Source organism: Niveispirillum cyanobacteriorum, assembly GCF_002868735.1.
Lineage (GTDB): Bacteria > Pseudomonadota > Alphaproteobacteria > Azospirillales > Azospirillaceae > Niveispirillum > Niveispirillum cyanobacteriorum.
In genome coordinates, this window is record NZ_CP025613.1 from 665,926 (window position 1) to 684,139 (window position 18,214).

General features: G+C 61.4%; 13 protein-coding genes. 7 read left to right on the forward strand and 6 right to left on the reverse strand.

All coding sequences use genetic code 11. The features are described 5' to 3' along the window. Nucleotides 1-243: 243 nt before the first annotated feature. The 3 genes from C0V82_RS23810 (at nt 244) to pyk (ending at nt 5,591) form a co-directional block, all read left to right on the forward strand. The gene (locus C0V82_RS23810; RefSeq protein WP_102114904.1) at nt 244-1,875 is read left to right on the forward strand and encodes a pentapeptide repeat-containing protein; all 1,632 of its coding nucleotides are present in this window, start codon (nt 244-246) and stop codon (nt 1,873-1,875) included. Nucleotides 1,876-2,229: 354 nt separating this feature from the next. Next, complete coding sequence (locus C0V82_RS27650) at nt 2,230-3,852, forward strand: DEAD/DEAH box helicase (protein ID WP_211107961.1); 1,623 nt, start codon at nt 2,230-2,232, stop codon at nt 3,850-3,852. 326 nt (nt 3,853-4,178) lie between these two features. After that, nucleotides 4,179-5,591: a pyruvate kinase gene (gene pyk, locus C0V82_RS23820; RefSeq protein ID WP_102114905.1), complete on the forward strand. Its 1,413-nt coding sequence runs from the start codon at nt 4,179-4,181 to the stop codon at nt 5,589-5,591. A gap of 321 nt (nt 5,592-5,912) precedes the next feature. On the opposite strand, the gene C0V82_RS23825 is transcribed toward pyk, so the two are convergent. Beyond that, on the reverse strand, nt 5,913-6,611 hold the full coding sequence (locus C0V82_RS23825) for a Crp/Fnr family transcriptional regulator (RefSeq protein ID WP_102114906.1): 699 nt from the start codon (nt 6,609-6,611) through the stop codon (nt 5,913-5,915). A 112-nt stretch (nt 6,612-6,723) separates the two neighbouring features. Between C0V82_RS23825 and C0V82_RS23830 the strand changes: the two genes are divergently transcribed. After that, nucleotides 6,724-7,416, forward strand: coding sequence for a DUF502 domain-containing protein (locus C0V82_RS23830; protein WP_188595043.1), 693 nt, complete (start codon nt 6,724-6,726; stop codon nt 7,414-7,416). A 103-nt stretch (nt 7,417-7,519) separates the two neighbouring features. Next, nucleotides 7,520-9,481 carry a multicopper oxidase family protein gene (locus tag C0V82_RS23835; RefSeq protein WP_102114908.1) on the forward strand — a complete coding sequence of 654 codons (1,962 nt, stop codon included), beginning with the start codon at nt 7,520-7,522 and terminating at the stop codon, nt 9,479-9,481. Between the two features lie 50 nt (nt 9,482-9,531). Here the strand turns inward: C0V82_RS23835 and C0V82_RS23840 are convergent, their stop codons facing one another. Both C0V82_RS23840 and C0V82_RS23845 read right to left on the reverse strand, forming a co-directional pair. Continuing rightward, the gene (locus C0V82_RS23840; protein WP_102114909.1) at nt 9,532-12,570 is read right to left on the reverse strand and encodes an efflux RND transporter permease subunit; all 3,039 of its coding nucleotides are present in this window, start codon (nt 12,568-12,570) and stop codon (nt 9,532-9,534) included. A gap of 3 nt (nt 12,571-12,573) precedes the next feature. Beyond that, entirely contained in the window at nt 12,574-13,623 is a 1,050-nt protein-coding gene (locus tag C0V82_RS23845) for an efflux RND transporter periplasmic adaptor subunit (protein ID WP_102114910.1), read from the reverse strand. Nucleotides 13,624-13,712: 89 nt separating this feature from the next. Between C0V82_RS23845 and C0V82_RS23850 the strand changes: the two genes are divergently transcribed. Beyond that, the gene (locus tag C0V82_RS23850; RefSeq protein ID WP_102114911.1) at nt 13,713-14,423 is read left to right on the forward strand and encodes a TetR/AcrR family transcriptional regulator; all 711 of its coding nucleotides are present in this window, start codon (nt 13,713-13,715) and stop codon (nt 14,421-14,423) included. Here C0V82_RS23850 and C0V82_RS23855 read toward each other — a convergent pair. From C0V82_RS23855 to C0V82_RS23865, 3 genes are read right to left on the reverse strand one after another with little or no spacing between them, the layout of a single operon-like run. Then, nucleotides 14,390-14,938 (reverse strand): gamma carbonic anhydrase family protein, encoded by a 549-nt coding sequence (locus C0V82_RS23855; RefSeq protein WP_245924294.1) that lies wholly within the window; start codon nt 14,936-14,938, stop codon nt 14,390-14,392. The two genes, C0V82_RS23850 and C0V82_RS23855, sit on opposite strands and share 34 nt — an antisense overlap. After that, nucleotides 14,935-15,996: an N-acetyl-gamma-glutamyl-phosphate reductase gene (argC, locus tag C0V82_RS23860; protein WP_102114912.1), complete on the reverse strand. Its 1,062-nt coding sequence runs from the start codon at nt 15,994-15,996 to the stop codon at nt 14,935-14,937. The genes C0V82_RS23855 and argC overlap by 4 nt, the downstream gene beginning before the upstream one ends. A 52-nt stretch (nt 15,997-16,048) precedes the next feature. Continuing rightward, complete coding sequence (locus tag C0V82_RS23865) at nt 16,049-16,510, reverse strand: GNAT family N-acetyltransferase (RefSeq protein ID WP_102114913.1); 462 nt, start codon at nt 16,508-16,510, stop codon at nt 16,049-16,051. 449 nt (nt 16,511-16,959) lie between these two features. On the opposite strand from C0V82_RS23865, the gene C0V82_RS23870 reads away from it, so the two are divergent. Further along, the gene (locus C0V82_RS23870; RefSeq protein WP_102115180.1) at nt 16,960-18,213 is read left to right on the forward strand and encodes an MFS transporter; all 1,254 of its coding nucleotides are present in this window, start codon (nt 16,960-16,962) and stop codon (nt 18,211-18,213) included. Nucleotide 18,214: the final 1 nt, after the last annotated feature.

Genomic DNA, 18,214 nt, shown 5'->3' on the forward strand with positions numbered 1-18,214 from the left:
TCAACATCGCCCCGGCACTTCCGCGCCCTCTCCACCGCACTCCGCTGCCTCCCCCGCGAAAGCGGGGGTCCAGGGGCCACACGCTCTACTTGTCAGCCTCAATGACCGAATGAGGATAAAGTTGCCTAAACTGATTTTTTAAGAGACTAACCTTAGTGACTACCATTACAATTCACATTGTCTACGTTTCTTCTGCACCAACACAACGCTGAAAAACCAAGTATCAAGTCGCAGGTATTAATTATGAATGAAGAATCCAAATCATGGAAAATGCCCGACAATAATCCATGGTATATACTTGCCACCCTACACAATAAACACCATCCTGCCAACGAAAGGCAAGACCTCAATCGTAAAACCTGGAACCGTTATTTCGCTAGTTATTTAAATGAAGAAGAGCGCCACAACATAAGCAAAATTATTCCACTGGATGAAACGATAGCATATGATGATAATGAACTACAGGAAATACAAAATATTTTTCAAAGTAAATTAAATGACAACAATAGCGAACTGCCCGATGTCCGCAAAACAATAGATTTTTCTGGTCTTTTGTTTATAAATGATATACAATTTTCGGGATTTATATTCCTTTCATGTGATTTTGGCAATTGTCTATTTGAAGGAAATATAGATTTTACAAAATCATTGTTCATGCACGAAATTAGGTTCGAGGCTGCTGAATTTAGAGTGGCCCCCAAATTCCAAGAAGCAATTTTTCTTCAGTATACATACTTTACCGATACAGAATTTTCAAAGGGTTTTGATTTCAGGAAATCTGAATTCAAGGCCCCCGTAAGTTTCAAGAGCATTAAAGTTGAAGAGAACGCAGACGCCCGATTTGGGGGTGCCAGATTTTTTCGAGAAGTTGATTTCACTGAATCTAAATTCGGTGGAAATTTATTTTTCGGGAAAGCAGAGTTCGTCGGTCCATCTTCATTCTACGAATGTGAATTTTCTAAATATGGAGCCAACTTCAGTGGCGCTATTTTCTCGATATGCGCTGATTTCCGAAAGTCAAAGTTCAAAGGTGATGTATTTTTCTCTAATGTTTACTTCCCTAGTATAGTCGAAAGCAACCCCTCGGAGCACTCCCCACCCTGGCCAATACATAGCGATACATTCTCCGGCTACATCTACCTTGATGGTGCAGAATTCTTAGGTACCGCTTCATTCAAGGAGACAAAATTCTTAGGTAACTCAAGATTCCAAAATGTCATTTTTAGGAATAAAGCCGACTTTCATAAAGCAAATTTTTGTAGCTCTGTTGATTTTACAAACAGTGAGCTGAAAGGCCCCACCGACTTCGACGGCTGTCAGTTCAAAAAGTCTCCACCCCAACTCGCCGGGGCCACGCTACATCCCCGCACCAACTGGCGGCGAGTGATTTGGCCGCAACTGACGGGATTGCGGACTGATGAGGTAGAGAACCTTACTGATGCCTACAGCTGCCTCAAACTGGAGATGGATAAGCAAAAGCGACATCATGATGAACTCATGTTCTTTTCAAAGGAATTGGAGTGCCGAAAAGTAGAGTTAGGCAAAATAAGGGGTTTTCCGATTTCGCTGTATGAGTGGACTTGCGACTATGGCCAAAGCATAATACTGCCATTACTTTGGCTATTTGACCTTACCCTTCTTGGTTGGAATGTGATAATGTCAGCGTATATGCTCGAAATCACTTGGGACAAGGCCCTATTGGCCAGTTTAGTGAACTCTCTTGGTAGCTTTGGGGTTCGCAAGGAGCTTATGGAGAGCCTACCAAAACCCGCTTCTACTGGGATGCAATTCTTCCTTATGATCCAGAGTATAATTGCATTGATCCTCCTCTTCCTTATCGGCCTTGGCCTGCGCAACCGATTCCGCATGAAGTGATCCGCGGCCCCAAGCGCCCCCTTCATCATCCCGGCGAAAGCCGGGACCCAAGGGCCGAGCGCCCGACCTCGACACAGCGTTGGCCTGGGACAGGTGGATTGGCCTGATCCCGTGGCCCCTGGGTCCCGGCTTTCGCCGGGATTACGAGAAGGCGACGCATAAGGAACCACCACCCCACCGCACCCCTGCCCCCCGCCTTCCGCCCTTGTCGCAGCGCACAAACCCATGCGATAAGGCCCCCATAACGCAACATTCTGGAACCGCCGCCCCATCGGGCCGCCACCGTTCCGGTGGTGCTTATGGTGTCCGGCTGCATCCTGCGCCGGGCCGGTTACTAAGGTTACGTTTCCTCACATGCTTGATTTCAATGGTCTGGGGCTGCTGTCCCCGCTTTCCGCCGGCCTGTCCGCTGCCGGCTACACCACCCCCACCCCCATCCAGGCGCAGGCCTTGCCCGCCGCCCTGGCGGGCCGTGACGTGCTGGGTCTGGCCCAGACGGGCACCGGCAAGACGGCGGCCTTTGCCCTGCCCGTCCTGCAGGCCCTGGCCAAGGCCGACAAGCGGGCGCGGGCACATTATCCGCGCGCCCTGATCATGCTGCCCACGCGTGAACTGGCGCTGCAGGTCGGCACCGTTTTCGACCTGCTGGGCATTCAACTGCCCTTCACCAATGCCGTGGTGCATGGCGGTGTGTCGATCAATCCGCAGATCAAGGCGCTGGCAGCGGGGGTCGATATCCTGATCGCCACGCCGGGCCGCCTGATCGACCTGATGGATCAGGGAAAGTGCAAGCTGGACAATGTCGTTCTGTTCGTCCTGGACGAGGCGGACCGCATGCTGGACATGGGGTTCCTGCCGGCGGTGAAGAAGATTGTGGCAAAGCTGCCCAAGGCGGGCCGCCAGACCATGTTCTTCTCCGCCACCATGCCCAACGATGTGTCGGGCCTGGCTGAAAGCCTGCTGCATGATCATGTCCGGGTGGAGGTGACGCCGCCCGCGACCACGGTGGAGCGCATCGACCAATCGGTGATCCATCTGGACATGGCGCAGAAGGCACCGACCCTGGTGAAGCTGCTGTCCGATCCGACGGTGGAAACCGCCATCATCTTCACCCGCACCAAGCATGGCGCCAATAAACTGGCAGCACAGTTGGCGGGTGCTGGCCTGGAGGCTGACGCCTATCACGCCAACAAGTCGCAGAATGCCCGCGAACGCGCCCTGGATGCCTTCCGCGCCGGCAAGACCCGCGCCCTGGTCGCCACCGACATTGCGGCGCGCGGCATTGATGTGGATTTGATCACCCACGTCTTCAACTATGACCTGCCGGAAGTGCCCGACGCCTATGTCCACCGCATCGGCCGCACGGGCCGCGCGGGCCGGGCCGGCACCGCCGTCTCGCTGGTCACGCCCGCCGACCGTCCGCTGCTGAAGCAGATTGAGAAGGTGACGCGGCAGTCGATCCCGCGCCACCCGATGGAACCCGCCGCCGCTGCAATCCTGCCGCAGTTGAAGCCCGAACGCCCGCCGCAGCCGCAACCCAAGCGCGGCAACCGGCCCAAGCCGGCGGGCAAGCCGGGTGAGCGCAGCAACCAGAGCCGCCCCGGTCGTCGTGGACAGCCGCCGCGTCAGGGCGAGGCCAATCGTAACGACGCGCCGCGCACGGATGCGCCGCGTGCGGACGCTCCCCGCGCCGACGGCACCGCCGCACCATCCGCCCGTCCGCAGCAACCCCGTCCCCAGGGTCCACGCCCGCAGGGCCAGCAGGGACAGCGTCCGCAGGGTCAGGGACAGCGCCCGGCCCAGCAGGGCAAGCCGCAGCAGCACTCTCGCCCCGCCGCCAAGCAGACCGCCGATAACCGCCCTGCCCGTGACGGTGCCGGCAAGCCGCAGCGTCCCCAGCGCCCGGCACGCGATGGCGCAGACGCTGCCAGCGGTGACTGGACGCCCGATTTCCTGCGCCGTCCCGCGCGGGGGTAAAATGGTTTGGGAGGGTGATCCCTCACCCTCCCGACCGCTGACTTCCGTGCCATACCCTGCTATACTCTGCGCGGTAAAGCTCGGACCCTGTCCGAATGACAGGCCGCTCACCCGGCTCCATGCAACACACCTGTGTTTTATGTTGCATCCTGTTGCACGAACGCGGCAGGGGTGGCGTTTTGGTAACTGAATTACCAAACTGACGTTGAATTCTTGTAACTGGGGGGATCAAATCCCCTGCGAACCATGCTATAAGGCATGGGAACGAACGGGCGCGTCTGTGCCCGCATAAGATTATCGCACCACCAGAGCATCAAGGATCGCCCATGCGCCGCCACCGCCACGCCAAGATCGTCGCCACCGTCGGCCCGGCCAGCAATACGCCGGAAAAGCTGAAGGAGCTGTTCCTGGCTGGTGCCGACGTGTTCCGTCTGAATTTCAGCCACGGCACCCATGAGGACCATGCCAAGGTCCACGCCGCCATCCGTGCGCTGGAAAAGGAAGTGGGCCGTCCCATCGGCATCCTGCAGGACCTCCAGGGCCCCAAGATCCGCATCGGCACCCTGACCGCCGGCAAGGAAGATCTGGTGAACGGGGAGAAGGTGACCTTCGTCCTGGGTAAGGAACCGGGCGGCAAGGACAACATCCCCCTGCCCCATCCGGAGATTTTCAAGGCCATCATGCCGGGCCAGGACCTGCTGATCGATGATGGTCGCGTGCGGGTGCGCGTGCGCGGCGTCAGCGATGACAAGATCACGGCAGAGGTGATTGTCGGCGGCGTCATCTCCAACCGCAAGGGCGTCAACCTGCCCGGCACCGCCCTGGACCTGTCACCCCTGACGGAGAAGGACCGCGCCGATCTGGCCTTCGGTCTGTCGCTGGGCATGGACTGGATCGCGCTCTCTTTCGTGCAGCGCCCGTCCGACGTGATTGAGGCCAAGGCCCTGATCGGCGACAAGGCGGGCCTTGTCTCCAAGATCGAAAAGCCGCAGGCGCTGGAGAAGATCGAGGATATTATCCGCCTGTCCGACGCCATCATGGTGGCACGCGGCGACCTGGGCGTGGAAATCCCGCATGAGGATGTGCCCGGCCGTCAGAAGGAATTGGTCCGCGCCGCGCGTCTGGCCGCCAAGCCGGTGATCGTGGCCACCCAGATGCTGGACAGCATGGTGGCCAGCCCGACCCCGACCCGCGCAGAGGCGTCCGACGTCGCCACCGCCGTCTATGATGGTGCCGATGCCGTCATGCTCTCCGCTGAAAGCGCCTCTGGCCAATATCCGGTGGAAGCCGTATCGATGATGAGCCGCATCATCGCCAGCACGGAGCATCACCCGACATACCGCCCCATCATCACGGCGCTGGAGCCGGAGGTGGACCACACCCCGTCGCATGCCGTCGCCGGCGTGGCCGCCGATCTGGCCGGCACCATCGATGCCGCCGCTATCTTCGCTTATACGTCCAGCGGCAATACCGTCGCCCGTATCGCCCGCAAGCGGCCCGATGTGCCGGTGCTGGCCACCACCCCGCATGTGGGTGTGGCCCGCCGTCTGGCGCTGGTCTGGGGCGCACACGCCATCCATTCCGGCGATGTCGGGACATACGAGGAGATGGTGGACCGCGCCCGCACGCTTGCCGTGAAGGAAGAGTTCGTGCGGCCGGGTGAGCGGATCGTCATCGTCGCCGGCATCCCCTTTGGTCAGTCGGGCAGCACCAACAATCTGCGCATTGCCAAGATCTGATCGTACAAATTACGACCGCCTCTTCTTCGCCGGGGGGGCGGTTTTCTTGGGCTGCTAAGCCCTACCCCCGTTGCACAGCGCCAGTCACAGGCGCATAATCAGTGCCTAAGCCAAAAAGAAAGCCGGCTGCGAGACGCAGCCGGCCAGAGATGAAGGGAGCCTCATAAGGAGGTAAAGTCCCTGACCGTTGCCCTTATGCAACGGTCAAGTCACTTTCTTATAGCCCTTCACGAGCCGTTTGAAAAGCAAAAAACGTGTCCGAAAGGCTACACTCGGCAAATTTCACATTCCGACCCCTTGCGTAGGGCGGGACGCTGCCCCTCAATCGCCGCGCACCTCTTCCACCATTTCCTCCAGCCGCTCAAAGTCCGGAACGACCAGACTGTTGCCCTGGCGGATGACGATGTTATCGCGCGACAGGTCGCTCATCACCCGCGCCACCGTTTCCCGGGTGGTGGATACGCGCGACGCGATGTCGGAATGGATGGGCACGGGCGTAATCTCAGCCTTGCCGTCCGGGCGCAGGCCAGCCTTGGCCAGGCGCAGCAATTCAGCGTGGACGCGGTTGTTGGCGCCGAGCGTGGACAGATCCATAATGCGGCCCGTGGAGGCGCGCACGATCTGGGTCAGGCGGTGCATGACCTTGGCGGCCACTCCCGGATGGTTTGTCGCCGTCTCCAGAAACAGGCGCGGCGACATGAAGGCAACCTGCGTTTCGGTCAGCGCCACGATACTGGCAGACCGCGGCCCCCCATCAATGGCCGACAATTCGCCCAGATAACCACCGGCATCGATATCATCGAAGGTGATCTCGCGTCCCGACAGGGAGTAGTTCACGACGCGGACCCGCCCCTCCACGATCAGACAGACGTCGCGGCTGTCAGACGACCGGTCCACAATCTGTTCATGGGGATGGAAGTGGCGCCAGCTACACTGGCGCGCGATAGCGGCACGCGCTTCCGGCGTCAGGCTTTGCAACAGTTCGATCCGGTCGAGATTAGCGTTATGGGCGTCGCTCACGTCGTCTATCCGGGCTTGGGATACGGTCATCGGAATGTATATCTAGGCCGTTCGCCTGCAAACCGCTACGGTTACATCCTTGTTTTTGCAGCAATGGCGGATGGAGACCAGCATGAGCGGAACCGATGGCGGGGAAGAACGGCGAGGCCGGGCGCGGTTTGCGGGCCTGCACCTGACGCTGGCGGCCCGGCTGAAGGCCTATCTGTTCACCGGCATCCTGGTTACCGCCCCAATTTCCATCACGCTGTATCTGGCCTGGCTGGTCGTGGACGGGGTCGATAATCTGGTCGACAGCCTGTTGCCAGCACCCTATCACCCTGATCAGTTGCTGCCTTTCACCCTGCCTGGGCTGGGCCTGCTACTGCTGCTGATCTTCCTGATCCTGGTGGGCATGGTCTCGGCGGGGGTCGTCGGCAATCTGCTGGTGCGACTCGGTGAGGCGCTGGTGGGCCGGATGCCGGTGCTGCGCGGCATCTATTCGGCGGTAAAGCAGGTTTTTGAAACCGTGCTGGCCCAGAAGTCGGACGCGTTTCGGGAAGTGGTGCTTGTGGAGTTTCCCCGTCCCGGCGCCTGGGCCATTGCCTTTGTAACCGGCGGCACCAAGGGCGATCTGCAGCAGGCCCTGGGCGGTGGCGATTGGGTCAATGTCTTCGTGCCCACCACCCCCAACCCCACCTCTGGCTATCTGATGTTCGTGCCGCGCGATCAGGTGAAGCCGCTGGCCATGAGTGTGGAGGATGGGTTGAAGATGGTGGTGTCCGGTGGGCTGGTCGGGCCGGAGGAGGCGACGATAAAAGCACCCTGATGCGCGCATAAACATCTGCCTCATTCTTGCTTTGATTGAGATTGCCCTACGCCAGACGCATAGGTCATATTACTGCCCTTATCCAAGATAGAGGAGGGGGCAGATGGGACAGGACCGGAACATGTGGCGCGGGGGCGCCGCCTTCATCGGGGCGGGCCTGCTGCTGACGGCGTGCGGCAGCGTGTCAGCGGAACCGCCGCGCCTGTTGAAGGCACCGTCGGTGTTGAAGTCGGACGAACAGAAGCCGCGCGATCAGGAAAAGCCCCAGGGCTATAACCTGCTGTCGCTGGGCGCCCTGAACGCCGCCATTCAGCAGGGCCGTGAAATCCACTATGTCCTGCCCATCAAGTATACGGACGGCACAATCTATAACCCGTCGACAGGCAAGAATGACAAGGTACGGCTGCGTTCCTATGGCGATCAGTTCCTCGCCCCGATGATCCTTATGGAACCGGGGCAGACGGTGCGCATCAGCCTGTTGAACCAGTTGCCGGCGGAACCGAACTGCAAGATTGATCCGAAGACGGGCAAGCCCTACGCCACCAACAAGCCGCACTGTTTCAACAACACCAACCTGCACAGCCATGGTCTATGGGTTTCCCCAACCGGCAACAGCGACAATGTCCTGCTGAATATCGAGCCGGGGGTGAATTTCCAGTATGAGTATAATGTGCCGGAAGATCACCCCGCCGGCACCTTCTGGTACCACCCGCACAAGCACGGCTCCACCTCCATCCAGGTGGGCAGCGGCATGGCGGGTGCCCTGGTGATCAAGGGCAGCCGTGCGCCAACGGAACTGTCGAATGGCGATCTGGACACGCTGTTGCAGCCGGTGACGGCCAATGCCGATTTCGCATCGCAGGTGATGCTGATCCAACAGCTTCCCTATGCCTGCTTTGATGACCAGGGCAACATTGAGAAGGACGCCAAGGGTCAATGGGTCTGCAAGGATGACCAGATTGGCAAGGTGGAGAATTTCGACGCGCAGTTCGACCCCAAAGCCTGGTCACAGAGTGGCCGATTCACGATGTTCAATGGCGTTGTCCGTCCGCAGATGGAAGCCAAAACCGGTCAAATGTATCGCTGGCGTCTGATCCATGCCGGGGTGGAAGAGACAATCAATCTGCGCATCCGCAAGATGGGACCGAAAGCGCCGGCCACCGGTCTGGTGAAAACCGTAAAGGCCGCATCGGACGAAGTGGCGAAGGCCTGCACCGGTGCAGAGGTCAAACAATATGAGGTGGCGACCGACGGCCTGACCCGACCGCAGGTCTTCACCAAGAAGGTCAACAACCTGCAACCTGGTTACCGCAGCGATATCCTGGTCGTACTGCCCGAAGCCGGACGCTATTGCGTCTATGATGACAGCAATGGCAAGGATGAGGTTTCAGGCGAGGATAGCCCCAAGATCATCGGCTTCATTGAGGCAACAGGTGAAACGGTGGCCGACACCGACGCCGTGGTGAAGGCCAAGCTTCTGGAAGGAGCCGCGCGCCTGCAAGGGCCGGTGCGGGACATCGTGGTCAGCGACATTAATGCCGATCTGAAGCTGACCAAGTACGTGCCGCACCCGACCATCACGGACGCGGAGATTGCCAAATGGGGCCAGCCGGACATCCCCATCACGTTCAACATCGATATCCAACCCAATCAACCCACGCGGTTCACAGTCAATGACAAGGAATATGACCCCGCGGTGGTGAATCAGACTCTGATCCTAGGGACGGCCCAGCAATGGATCCTGATGTCGAAATTCGTGAACCACCCGTTCCACATCCATGTGAACCCGTTCCAGGTCGTGTCGATCCGGAAGAAGAATCCCGACGGCACGCCAGGACCGGAATGGACGGACGGTATCTATGCGGGCATGCAGGGAACGTGGAAGGACACGCTGATCACCGACCCCAACGCCATCATCACGGTCCGAACCCGCTATAATCGCTATATCGGTGAGTTCGTCCTGCACTGCCACATCCTGGACCACGAGGATAAGGGCATGATGCAGAATGTGCAGATCGTCCTGCCCGGCGCCGACGGCAAGGCAGCGGCGATGGGGCATCATTAAGGGATTGGGGGGTATGCTGTCGGCCAAGACTGACAGCATACCCCCATCCTTTAATCCACCTCTTTTGGCGCCAGCAGCAGGTACATGGCCGGCGTCACCAAGCGTGACAGGACGGTGGACGACACCAGGCCGCCGATAATGACGGCGGCCAGTGGGGAATAGAGACCGGACCCACCCAGTGCCAGAGGCATCAGCCCGCCAATGGCCGTGACGGAGGTCAGCAGCACGGGCAGGAACCGCACCTCCCCCGCCTCCTCAATTGCGGCCTTCAGCGGGGTGCCCGCGCGGCGCAGCTGGGTCGTGAAATCGACCAGCAGGATCGAATTCTTGATCTCAATCCCGATCAGGGCGATGAAGCCGATCACGGCCGTAAAAGACAGGGTGTAACCCGTCACAAACAGCGCCACCATGCCGCCAATGATGCCCAGCGGGATGACGCCGGCCACCACGGCGGTGGTCGCGAAACTGCGGAATTCCAGGATCAGCACCGCCATGATGCCGAACATGGCCACCAGGATGGCACCCGACAGGCCGGCAAAGCTTTTCGACCGCGTCTCCGCCTCCCCGCCCGTCATCAGCCGGTAGCCTGGCGGCAGGCCCAGGGCCGACAATTGGTCACCGATGGCGCGGGTGACGCGGTCGGTATTGTGGCCCGTGGCCGTGAAAGCAGTGATGGTGACGGCGCGTTCGCGGTTAAACCGGTCGATGCGGGCCGGGCTGGTGATGAAATGCGGGTCGCTGATGGCCGACAGGGGCACAGCGCCTGCCGCACCCGGCACACGGATATCACCCAGCACCGACAGTTCATGCCGCCCCTCCATGGGCAGGCGCAGGGTGACGGGGTAATCGTCGCCATCGCTTTCCCGATATGTCGCCACCGCCTCCCCCGATAGGGACAGGCGCACGGCACGGTCCACGGCACCCGCCGGCACGCCCAGAACACCGGCCTTATCCAGATCAATCCCCAGATCCAGGTCTGTGCGGTCGAGGCGCAGCGGGTTGACCACGTCGCGGGAACCAGGCGTACCCTCGATGATCGAGGTCACCTTGGCCGCCAGCTCCTTCAACACGGGCAGTTCCGGGCCCAGGATGCGCACGGCAATGGGTGCTTCGATGGGCGGGCCATTCTCAAACACCCGCACAATGATCTGGGCACCGGGATATGCGGCCAGCCGGGCGCGCAGCTTGTCCAGTTCCGCCGTGCTCTGCCGGCCCTTCCATTCCGTCAGGCCAACAAAGATGGCGCCGTGCGTGGGGTCATCCTCCCGCGGGGTGATGTTGTAATAGATGCGGGGATTACCATGCCCGGCATTGGCCATGACAAAGCGCACATCCGGCATCCGCTTCACCTGTTCCTCAACGAACGCCACAGCCTTGTCCGTCTCCGCCAGGGGCGCGCCGTCGGGCAGGTCGATCTCGATCAGGAATTGTGGGATGTCGGCGGACGGAAACAGGCTGAACCCGATGCGCGGCACCAGGGCGATGGAGCCGGCAAACAGCAGCGTGGCGATCAGGACAGTGATGCCGGGCCGTTCCAGCGCCCGGTGCAGGATGGGGCGATAGACGGCATGGATGGCGCCCATCACCCATTGCAGGGCCTTGTTCCCCTCCGGGTCCTCATGGCGCGACAGAATACGCGCCGCCAGGAAGGGGATCATGGTCAGCGCCACGAACAGCGATGCCGCGACGGTGGCCAGGACGGAAACGGGCAGCGACTTTATGAACTTGCCCGACCCTTCGGGCAAAAACATCAAGGGCAGGAAGGCCAGCAGCAGGGTGGCGGTACAGCCCAGGACGGCAACCGCGATCTGCCGTGTGCCCTCAATCGCTGCCTCTTCCCGGCTTTTGCCCATGCGCAGATGGCGGGCGATATTCTCCGTCACCACGATACTGTCATCAACCAGAAGGCCCAGCGACAGGACGAAGCCGGCAATGGACAGTTGGTTCAGGGTGAAGCCGGCGAACTGCAACACCGTCACGCCGATGGCCAGTGACAACGGAATGGCCAGCATCACCACCAGCGAGGCGCGGAAGCCCAGCGGGATCAAGGTGATCAGCACCAACCCCAGCGCAATGGCGAAATCGCGGAACAGAGCCGACAGGCGCTTGGCCACGTTCTCCGACTGATCGAAGCCGCGCTCCAGCTTGATAGTGGATGGCAGCGACCGCTCAAACTCATCCAGCGCAGCATAGGCATTCTTCTTGAGCTCGAAGATGTTCTGCCCCGGCTTCTGATTGGCGGTAACGAACACTGCCCGCTTGCCGTTGAAACGCGCAATATGGTTGGCCTCATCGGCCGCCCAGGTGACATCCGCCACATCGTGCACCCGCACTACGCGGCCATCCGCGGCGCGGACCACGGTGTTGGCGATATCGTCCAGCGTGTCGAAATCGCCCTCTGTCTTCACCGTGAAGCGGCGTTCGCCGGCATGCAGGGCACCCAGGGGTACGGCCGCCCCTTCGGCCTTCAAGGCATCGGCCACCGCCGTAACGGGCAGGCGCAGTTCGGCCAGCCGCCCGGCATCAACGGCGACACGGACTTCCGTCCGCTCCTCCCCCCAGATCTCGCTTTCCCAGACGCCGGGGACCCGGTCGATAATGTCGCGCAGGTCATCAGCCCGCTTACGCAGTTCCAGGGCGGAAACGCCATCCCCAACCAGTGCCACCTGCATGAAGTTGGTCAGGGCGGTGTTGAACTTCTTCACCTCCAGCCGGACAAGGCCGGCGGGCAGGGTCGGGCGGATGGCATTCACCTCCCGCACCACCTGGTCGTATTTGCGTTCAGCGTCACTGGACCAGTCGAACTCCACCGTGATCACGGCAACGCCGTCGCGGGTGCGAGAGGTAATCTTGTTGATGTCGTCCAGGCTGTCGATGGCATCTTCCAGCGGGTCGGTAACCTGCTTTTCCAGGTCAATCGTATCGGCACCGGGCAGCACGGCCACCACCAGGATGGTGGGAATGGGAAAGCTGGGGTCTTCTGCACGCGGGATGGACAGAAGGGAGCTGACGCCCATGGCGGCCAGCATGGCGAACAGCACCAGCGTGAATTGCCACTGGCGCACGGAAAAGGCGGCGACATTGCCCATGGCTCACTTCCCCGCCGGTGCGATGCTGATGGCGCTGCCGGGCCGCAGATAGGCACCACCGGCAGAGACCACCCGTTCACCTTCCACAAGACCAGCCGCGACCAGCAGGTCGGCGCCACGCAGGCCCGCGACCTTCACCTGCCGCCGCTCCACCGTCTTGCCATCGGCCTTCACGACATAGAGCGTGGCCAGATCGCCAAACCCTTCGATGACGGCAGATGCCGGCACCGCCAGCGGCGGAGCGGCACCACCGGGTCGGGGGGCGATATGCAGGGTGACGATGCGCCCGCTGGACAGGAAGCCCGGCGCATCCGGGAGCGTCACCTCCACGTCGAAGACACCGGTGCCCGTCGCGCTCTTGGCTGCAATACGGGTGACATGGCCTGTCAGCTTGCCTTCTGGCAGGTCGAGATCAACACTGTTGCCGGTGGCGATGCGGGCCACGTCACGGTCGGACAGGCCGGCCCGCACGATCACCCCGCTTTCACGGTCCCCAATGACCAGCGCCGTGGTACCGGCGGGCACGATCTGCCCCGGTTCCAGCGGCCGTGCCAGCACCACGCCATCGGCGGGGGCCGAAATCTCCGACAGGCCACGGTTGAAGGCGATGGCGTCACGGTCGGCCTGTGCCGTGTCCAGCGCGGACTTGGCGGCATCCACCCGCGCCTTTTCCACAAAACCCTTGGCAACCAGCGGCAACAGTCGGTCGAGATCCTGCCGCGCCTTGGTCACACGGGCTTCCGCCGCGCGCAGCTGCGCATCCACCTCCGTCACCTGAATGCGCGCCAGCCGCTGACCGCGTGTCACCGGGTCGGCGATATCGACCTGGAACCCCTCCACCTTGCCCGCCACCTTGAAGGAGAGCGGGATTTCCCGCTTGAAGGCGACGCTGCCGGTGGCCTTTACCATCTGCGCCTCTGGTGCCGGACGGGCAACACTGACCGATACAGGCACGGGTGAGGCGGCCGTGGCTGCTTGCGCCGTTTCGGGATCGGCCTTGCCACAGGCGGACAGGGCAAGGACAAGGATCAGTGGGATGGACGCGCGCAGCATGGCACACCTAACCTAACGCCGATAAGTTTACGGTGTTAGGTTTAGTGCGAACGCGTTATAGGTCAATAGGGATTCTGAAGGTTGGTGGCATGATTAACGAAAAAGGCGGGCGTGCAGTAAAACCGGCGAAGCGGACACGTCTTCCCGCTGCCGAACGGCGCGCGCAGATCCTGACCGTGGCCCGTGACCTGTTCGTGACGCAGGGGTTTGAGCATGCCAGCATGCGCCGCATCGCCGATGCTGCCGGCATTACGCCCACCGCCATCTACGACCATTTCGCAGACAAGGAAGCGCTGCTGACCGCCATCGCTGCGGATTTCTTCGATGGTCTGGTGGCGGCCATGACGGTGCCGCCCGATGCGGCGACCGATCCGTTGGGCCTGCTGCGGCAATTGATGATCAATTATGTGCGCTATGGGCTGGCACATCCCAATGAGTACCGGCTGGTCTTCATGACCAGCCTGTCACGCTTCGTGCCCACGCTGGGCCATCGCGGCCTGCCCTGCTCCGGCGTGGTGCCGGCGGAGGTGGCGCAGAAAACCGTCAAGGCCATGCATTCCTTCGGCATCTTGCAGACCGGGATTGAGCGGCTGGTCGCCGCCGGCCTGCTGCGCGCCGACGACCCGGAAGGCTTTGCAGACAGCGTCTGGGCCATGGGCCACGGTATTGTCTCCCTGGTCATCACCAAGGGCGACAGCAACTTCACCCCCATCGACCGCTGGATCGATACATCCATCGGGATATTGATGGAGGGGATGCGGCCGCGTTACTCGACCCCGCCCCCCACCTCTTCCAGATAGACCTTCGCCATTTCCGCATAATGCGGGGCGATGGACATCTGCATTCGGATGTCGTCCTCGGTCAGGGGGCGCAGGAACTTCGCAGGGCTGCCGCCCCACAACTCACCGGCCTTCACCCGTTTGCCCGGCGTGACCAGGGCACCGGCGGCGACCATAGCGCCTGCCTCCACCACGGCCCCATCCATGACGCAGGCCTTCATCCCAATGAACGCCCCATCTTCCACCACGCACCCATGCAACAGGGCCAGATGGCCGACGGTGACATTGTCACCGATGGTCGTGCTGAACCGTTCACGGGTGCAGTGGACGACGCTGCCGTCCTGGATGTTGCTGTTACGGCCGATGCGGATGGCATTGACGTCACCACGAATGGTGACGCCGAACCACAGGTTTGTCCCAGCCCCGATCTCGACATCGCCGATGACGGTAGCATTAGCCAGGAACACCGACGGGTCGATGATGGGCAGCTTGCCCTTGAAGGGCAGGATGGTGGGGATGGGGCGCGTATGGATCACGGGAACACCGGAACCACGTCCAGGCCCAACGTCTCGTCAAACCCGTTCATGATGTTGAAATTCTGTACGGCCTGACCCGAGGCACCCTTCATCAGATTGTCGATGACGGAGACCAGGATGGCACGGCCCGGAATACGGTCGGCAAAGACATTGATGAGCGACAGGTTGGACCCGGCGACATGGCGCGTCTGCGGGCCGACACCGGGGGCCAGCACCTTCACGAACGCCTCTCCCGCATAGGCCTTTTCCAGGCTGGTGCGCAGGGAAGCGACATCCACACCATCCTTCAGGCGGACATAGGTGGTGGCCATCATGCCCCGGTTCATGGGGATCAGGTGCGGGGTGAAGGCGATGCGGATATCGCCACGACCGGCGGCCCAACCCAGGCCCTGCTCAATCTCCGGTGCGTGACGGTGCGAGGCGATGCCATAGGCATGCATGCCTTCCGCCACCTCGCAATAAAGGCTCCCCTGCTTGGCATCGCGGCCCGCACCCGACACGCCCGACTTGGCATCGATAATGATGTCATCGGCGGAAATCAGGCCATCCTTCAGCAGCGGTAGCAGCGGCAGCAGCGATGCCGTGGGATAGCAGCCGGGATTTGCGACCAGCCGGGCCGTAGCCACCTGTTCGCGCGCCACCTCCGACAGGCCATAGACGGCGGTTTCCTGCAGGTCCACGGCCTTGTGCGCGTGGCCATACCATTCGGCATAGGTGTCGACATTGAACAGCCGGAAATCCGCCGACAGATCACAGACACGGACATGGGCGGGCAGACCGGCGATCACCTCCTGCGTGGTACCATGCGGCAGGCCGCAGAAGACGAAATCCACATCGTCCCAGTTCACATCGGCGATCTTGGTCAGGGCCGGCAGGTCATAGGGAGCCAGATGGGGGAACACGTCGGCTACCGGCTTGCCGGCTGCACGCTCCCCCGTCAGCGCCGTGATTCGGACACGTGGATGGCGCAGAAGCAATCGCATCAGCTCGGCACCCGTATAGCCGGAAGCGCCCAGAATGGCGACGCGGACGGGGGTGAAGGCGGAAGCGGTGCTCATCTTACTGCGATCTCCTGGTCAAAGATGGGTGCCCCACACTGGCACCCGTCCGTTACAAATACAGCTTCATGCCCTCATGCGAAGCATCAAAGCCAAGGCGCTGGTAGAACCTGTGCGCATCGGTCCGCCGCTTGTCGGTGGTCAGCTGCACCATGCCGCAACCACGGGCGCGGGCCATATCCAGGCAATTTTCGATCAGAATGGCACCCAGCCCCTTGGAGCGCAGATTGGACGCCACCCGCACCGCCTCAATGGTGCAGCGACGCATACCCTTGCGGCCAAGGCCCCGCGCATAGTTCAGCTGCGCCATGCCCACCACACGACCATCCAGGTCCAAAATCAGGATTTCGGCATTGGGGTCCAGGATGATCTCATCCCACGCCTCGTAATAGGGCTCCAGGTCAGCGGCCCCTTCCCGCCCCTGGCCCAGCATGTCGTCGGTCAGCAGCGCAACCATCTCCGGCACGTCGCGGCGCTGCGCCACACGGACCACGACATCATCCTTGATCGACATGCATTCCCCCTGAAAGCCAGAGTGCCATCATAGAGCGCAAGGGGGCGGGATCGAACCTATTTCGCACGTTGGCTGCGGTTGAAAAAGAAAGGCGCCACACCTGATTACAGTTAATTGCAACCAGACATGACGCCTTCTCATTCTTTCGTGGCTGAAGGGGACGGATAGGCCGTCCCCGCCACGGAGGAGGTAGGATGGTCAGACATCCGAAAACCCTCCGCCTGCATCTCCGGTTTCTGGGCGTTACCCTGAAGCTGGAGATTTGCTGGTAGGAAGGAATGTCCTGGCGGTGTTCGCGCACCGTCAGGACGCCTCCACATATACGCGAAATCACCCCGCCTTTCAACGCCACTACCGCGCGCGGCCCAGCGTTGCAGGAAGCGCCCTTAACGGATCGCAAGGCCGGGGCGCATAGTTTCCGCCTGTCGCCCGTCACCTGCCCCGGTCCCATGTCCGACGCTTCCCCGGTCGATCAGCCGACCAGCCCCTTCGCCTATACCCCCTATCGGCTTTACTGGTTTGCCCGCATCTGCGCCATTCTGGCGTTGCAGATGCAGATCGTCGCCACCGGCTGGCGCGTCTATGACGTTTCGGGCAGTGCCATGGCGTTGGGCTTCATCGGGCTAGCGGAGTTTCTGCCCTCCATCCTTCTGGTCCTGGTCACCGGCCATGTCGCCGACCGGTTCGACCGGCGGCGCGTGATCAACGTCTGCCAGGGGCTGGAAATCGTCGCCATGCTGGTACTGTGGCTGGCGCTCTGGGATGATAATACAAAGGCGCTGTGGCCGGCCTTCCTGTCGGTCACCATCCTGGGAACCGCCCGCGCGTTTGAGATGCCAGCGGCGGCATCGCTGGTCCCCAATCTAATCCCGCCCGCCATCTTCCCGCGCGCGGTGGCGCTGAATTCATCGGCTTGGCAAGGGGCCTCCATTGTCGGGCCGGCGCTGGGCGGGCTGCTTTATGGCTTTATCGGCCATTGGGTTTTCGCGCTGTGCGCCCTGTTGTTCATGGTCGCCTTCATTCTGGTCCGGTTCATCAAGCTTCCGCCCAAGTCAACGCCGGCGGCGGTGAAGAAGGTCAGCCTGGAAACCCTGTTCGCGGGCTTCCGCTTCATCTGGAGCAAGCCCATCGTACTGGGCGCCATCTCACTGGACCTATTTGCGGTGCTGCTGGGCGGCGCGACGGCGCTGCTGCCAGTGCTGGCCAAGGACCAGTTCGATGCTGGCCCCGTCATGGCCGGCATCCTGCGCGCTGCCCCGTCGGTCGGTGCGCTGGTGACAGGGCTGATCCTGGCCTTCTGGCCCGTGCGGCGGCGGGTGGGCCGGGTGCTGTTCGTCTGCGTCGCGGCCTTCGGTGTGGGCACCATCATCTTCGGGTCCACGACATCCGCCGTCGTGGCCGGCATCGCTCTGATCGTCATGGGCGCGGTGGATATGGTCAGCGTCTTCATCCGCCAGTCGCTGGTGCAATTGGAAACGCCCGATGACATGCGCGGCCGCGTCAGCGCCGTTAGCAGCCTGTTCATCGGCGCATCCAACCAGTTGGGCGAGTTTGAAAGCGGCCTGACGGCCCATTGGTGGGGGGCCGGCCCCGCCGTGATCGTCGGAGGGGTCGGCACCCTGGTGATCGTGGCACTATGGTGCGTCCTGTTCCCCGCCCTGCGCAAGGTGGACCGGTTCCCCGGTGCCCTGGACAAGGGCTGAC

Excerpts from the sequence above, each read along its gene's own strand:
- C0V82_RS23810 (WP_102114904.1), top strand. The coding sequence starts at position 244 with ATGAATGAAGAATCCAAATCATGGAAAATGCCCGACAATAATCCATGG.
- C0V82_RS27650 (WP_211107961.1), top strand. The coding sequence starts at position 2,230 with ATGCTTGATTTCAATGGTCTGGGGCTGCTGTCCCCGCTTTCCGCCGGC.
- pyk (WP_102114905.1), top strand. The coding sequence starts at position 4,179 with ATGCGCCGCCACCGCCACGCCAAGATCGTCGCCACCGTCGGCCCGGCC.
- C0V82_RS23830 (WP_188595043.1), top strand. The coding sequence starts at position 6,724 with ATGAGCGGAACCGATGGCGGGGAAGAACGGCGAGGCCGGGCGCGGTTT.
- C0V82_RS23835 (WP_102114908.1), top strand. The coding sequence starts at position 7,520 with ATGGGACAGGACCGGAACATGTGGCGCGGGGGCGCCGCCTTCATCGGG.
- C0V82_RS23840 (WP_102114909.1), bottom strand. The coding sequence starts at position 12,570 with ATGGGCAATGTCGCCGCCTTTTCCGTGCGCCAGTGGCAATTCACGCTG.
- C0V82_RS23845 (WP_102114910.1), bottom strand. The coding sequence starts at position 13,623 with ATGCTGCGCGCGTCCATCCCACTGATCCTTGTCCTTGCCCTGTCCGCC.
- C0V82_RS23850 (WP_102114911.1), top strand. The coding sequence starts at position 13,713 with ATGATTAACGAAAAAGGCGGGCGTGCAGTAAAACCGGCGAAGCGGACA.
- argC (WP_102114912.1), bottom strand. The coding sequence starts at position 15,996 with ATGAGCACCGCTTCCGCCTTCACCCCCGTCCGCGTCGCCATTCTGGGC.
- C0V82_RS23865 (WP_102114913.1), bottom strand. The coding sequence starts at position 16,510 with ATGTCGATCAAGGATGATGTCGTGGTCCGTGTGGCGCAGCGCCGCGAC.
- C0V82_RS23870 (WP_102115180.1), top strand. The coding sequence starts at position 16,960 with ATGTCCGACGCTTCCCCGGTCGATCAGCCGACCAGCCCCTTCGCCTAT.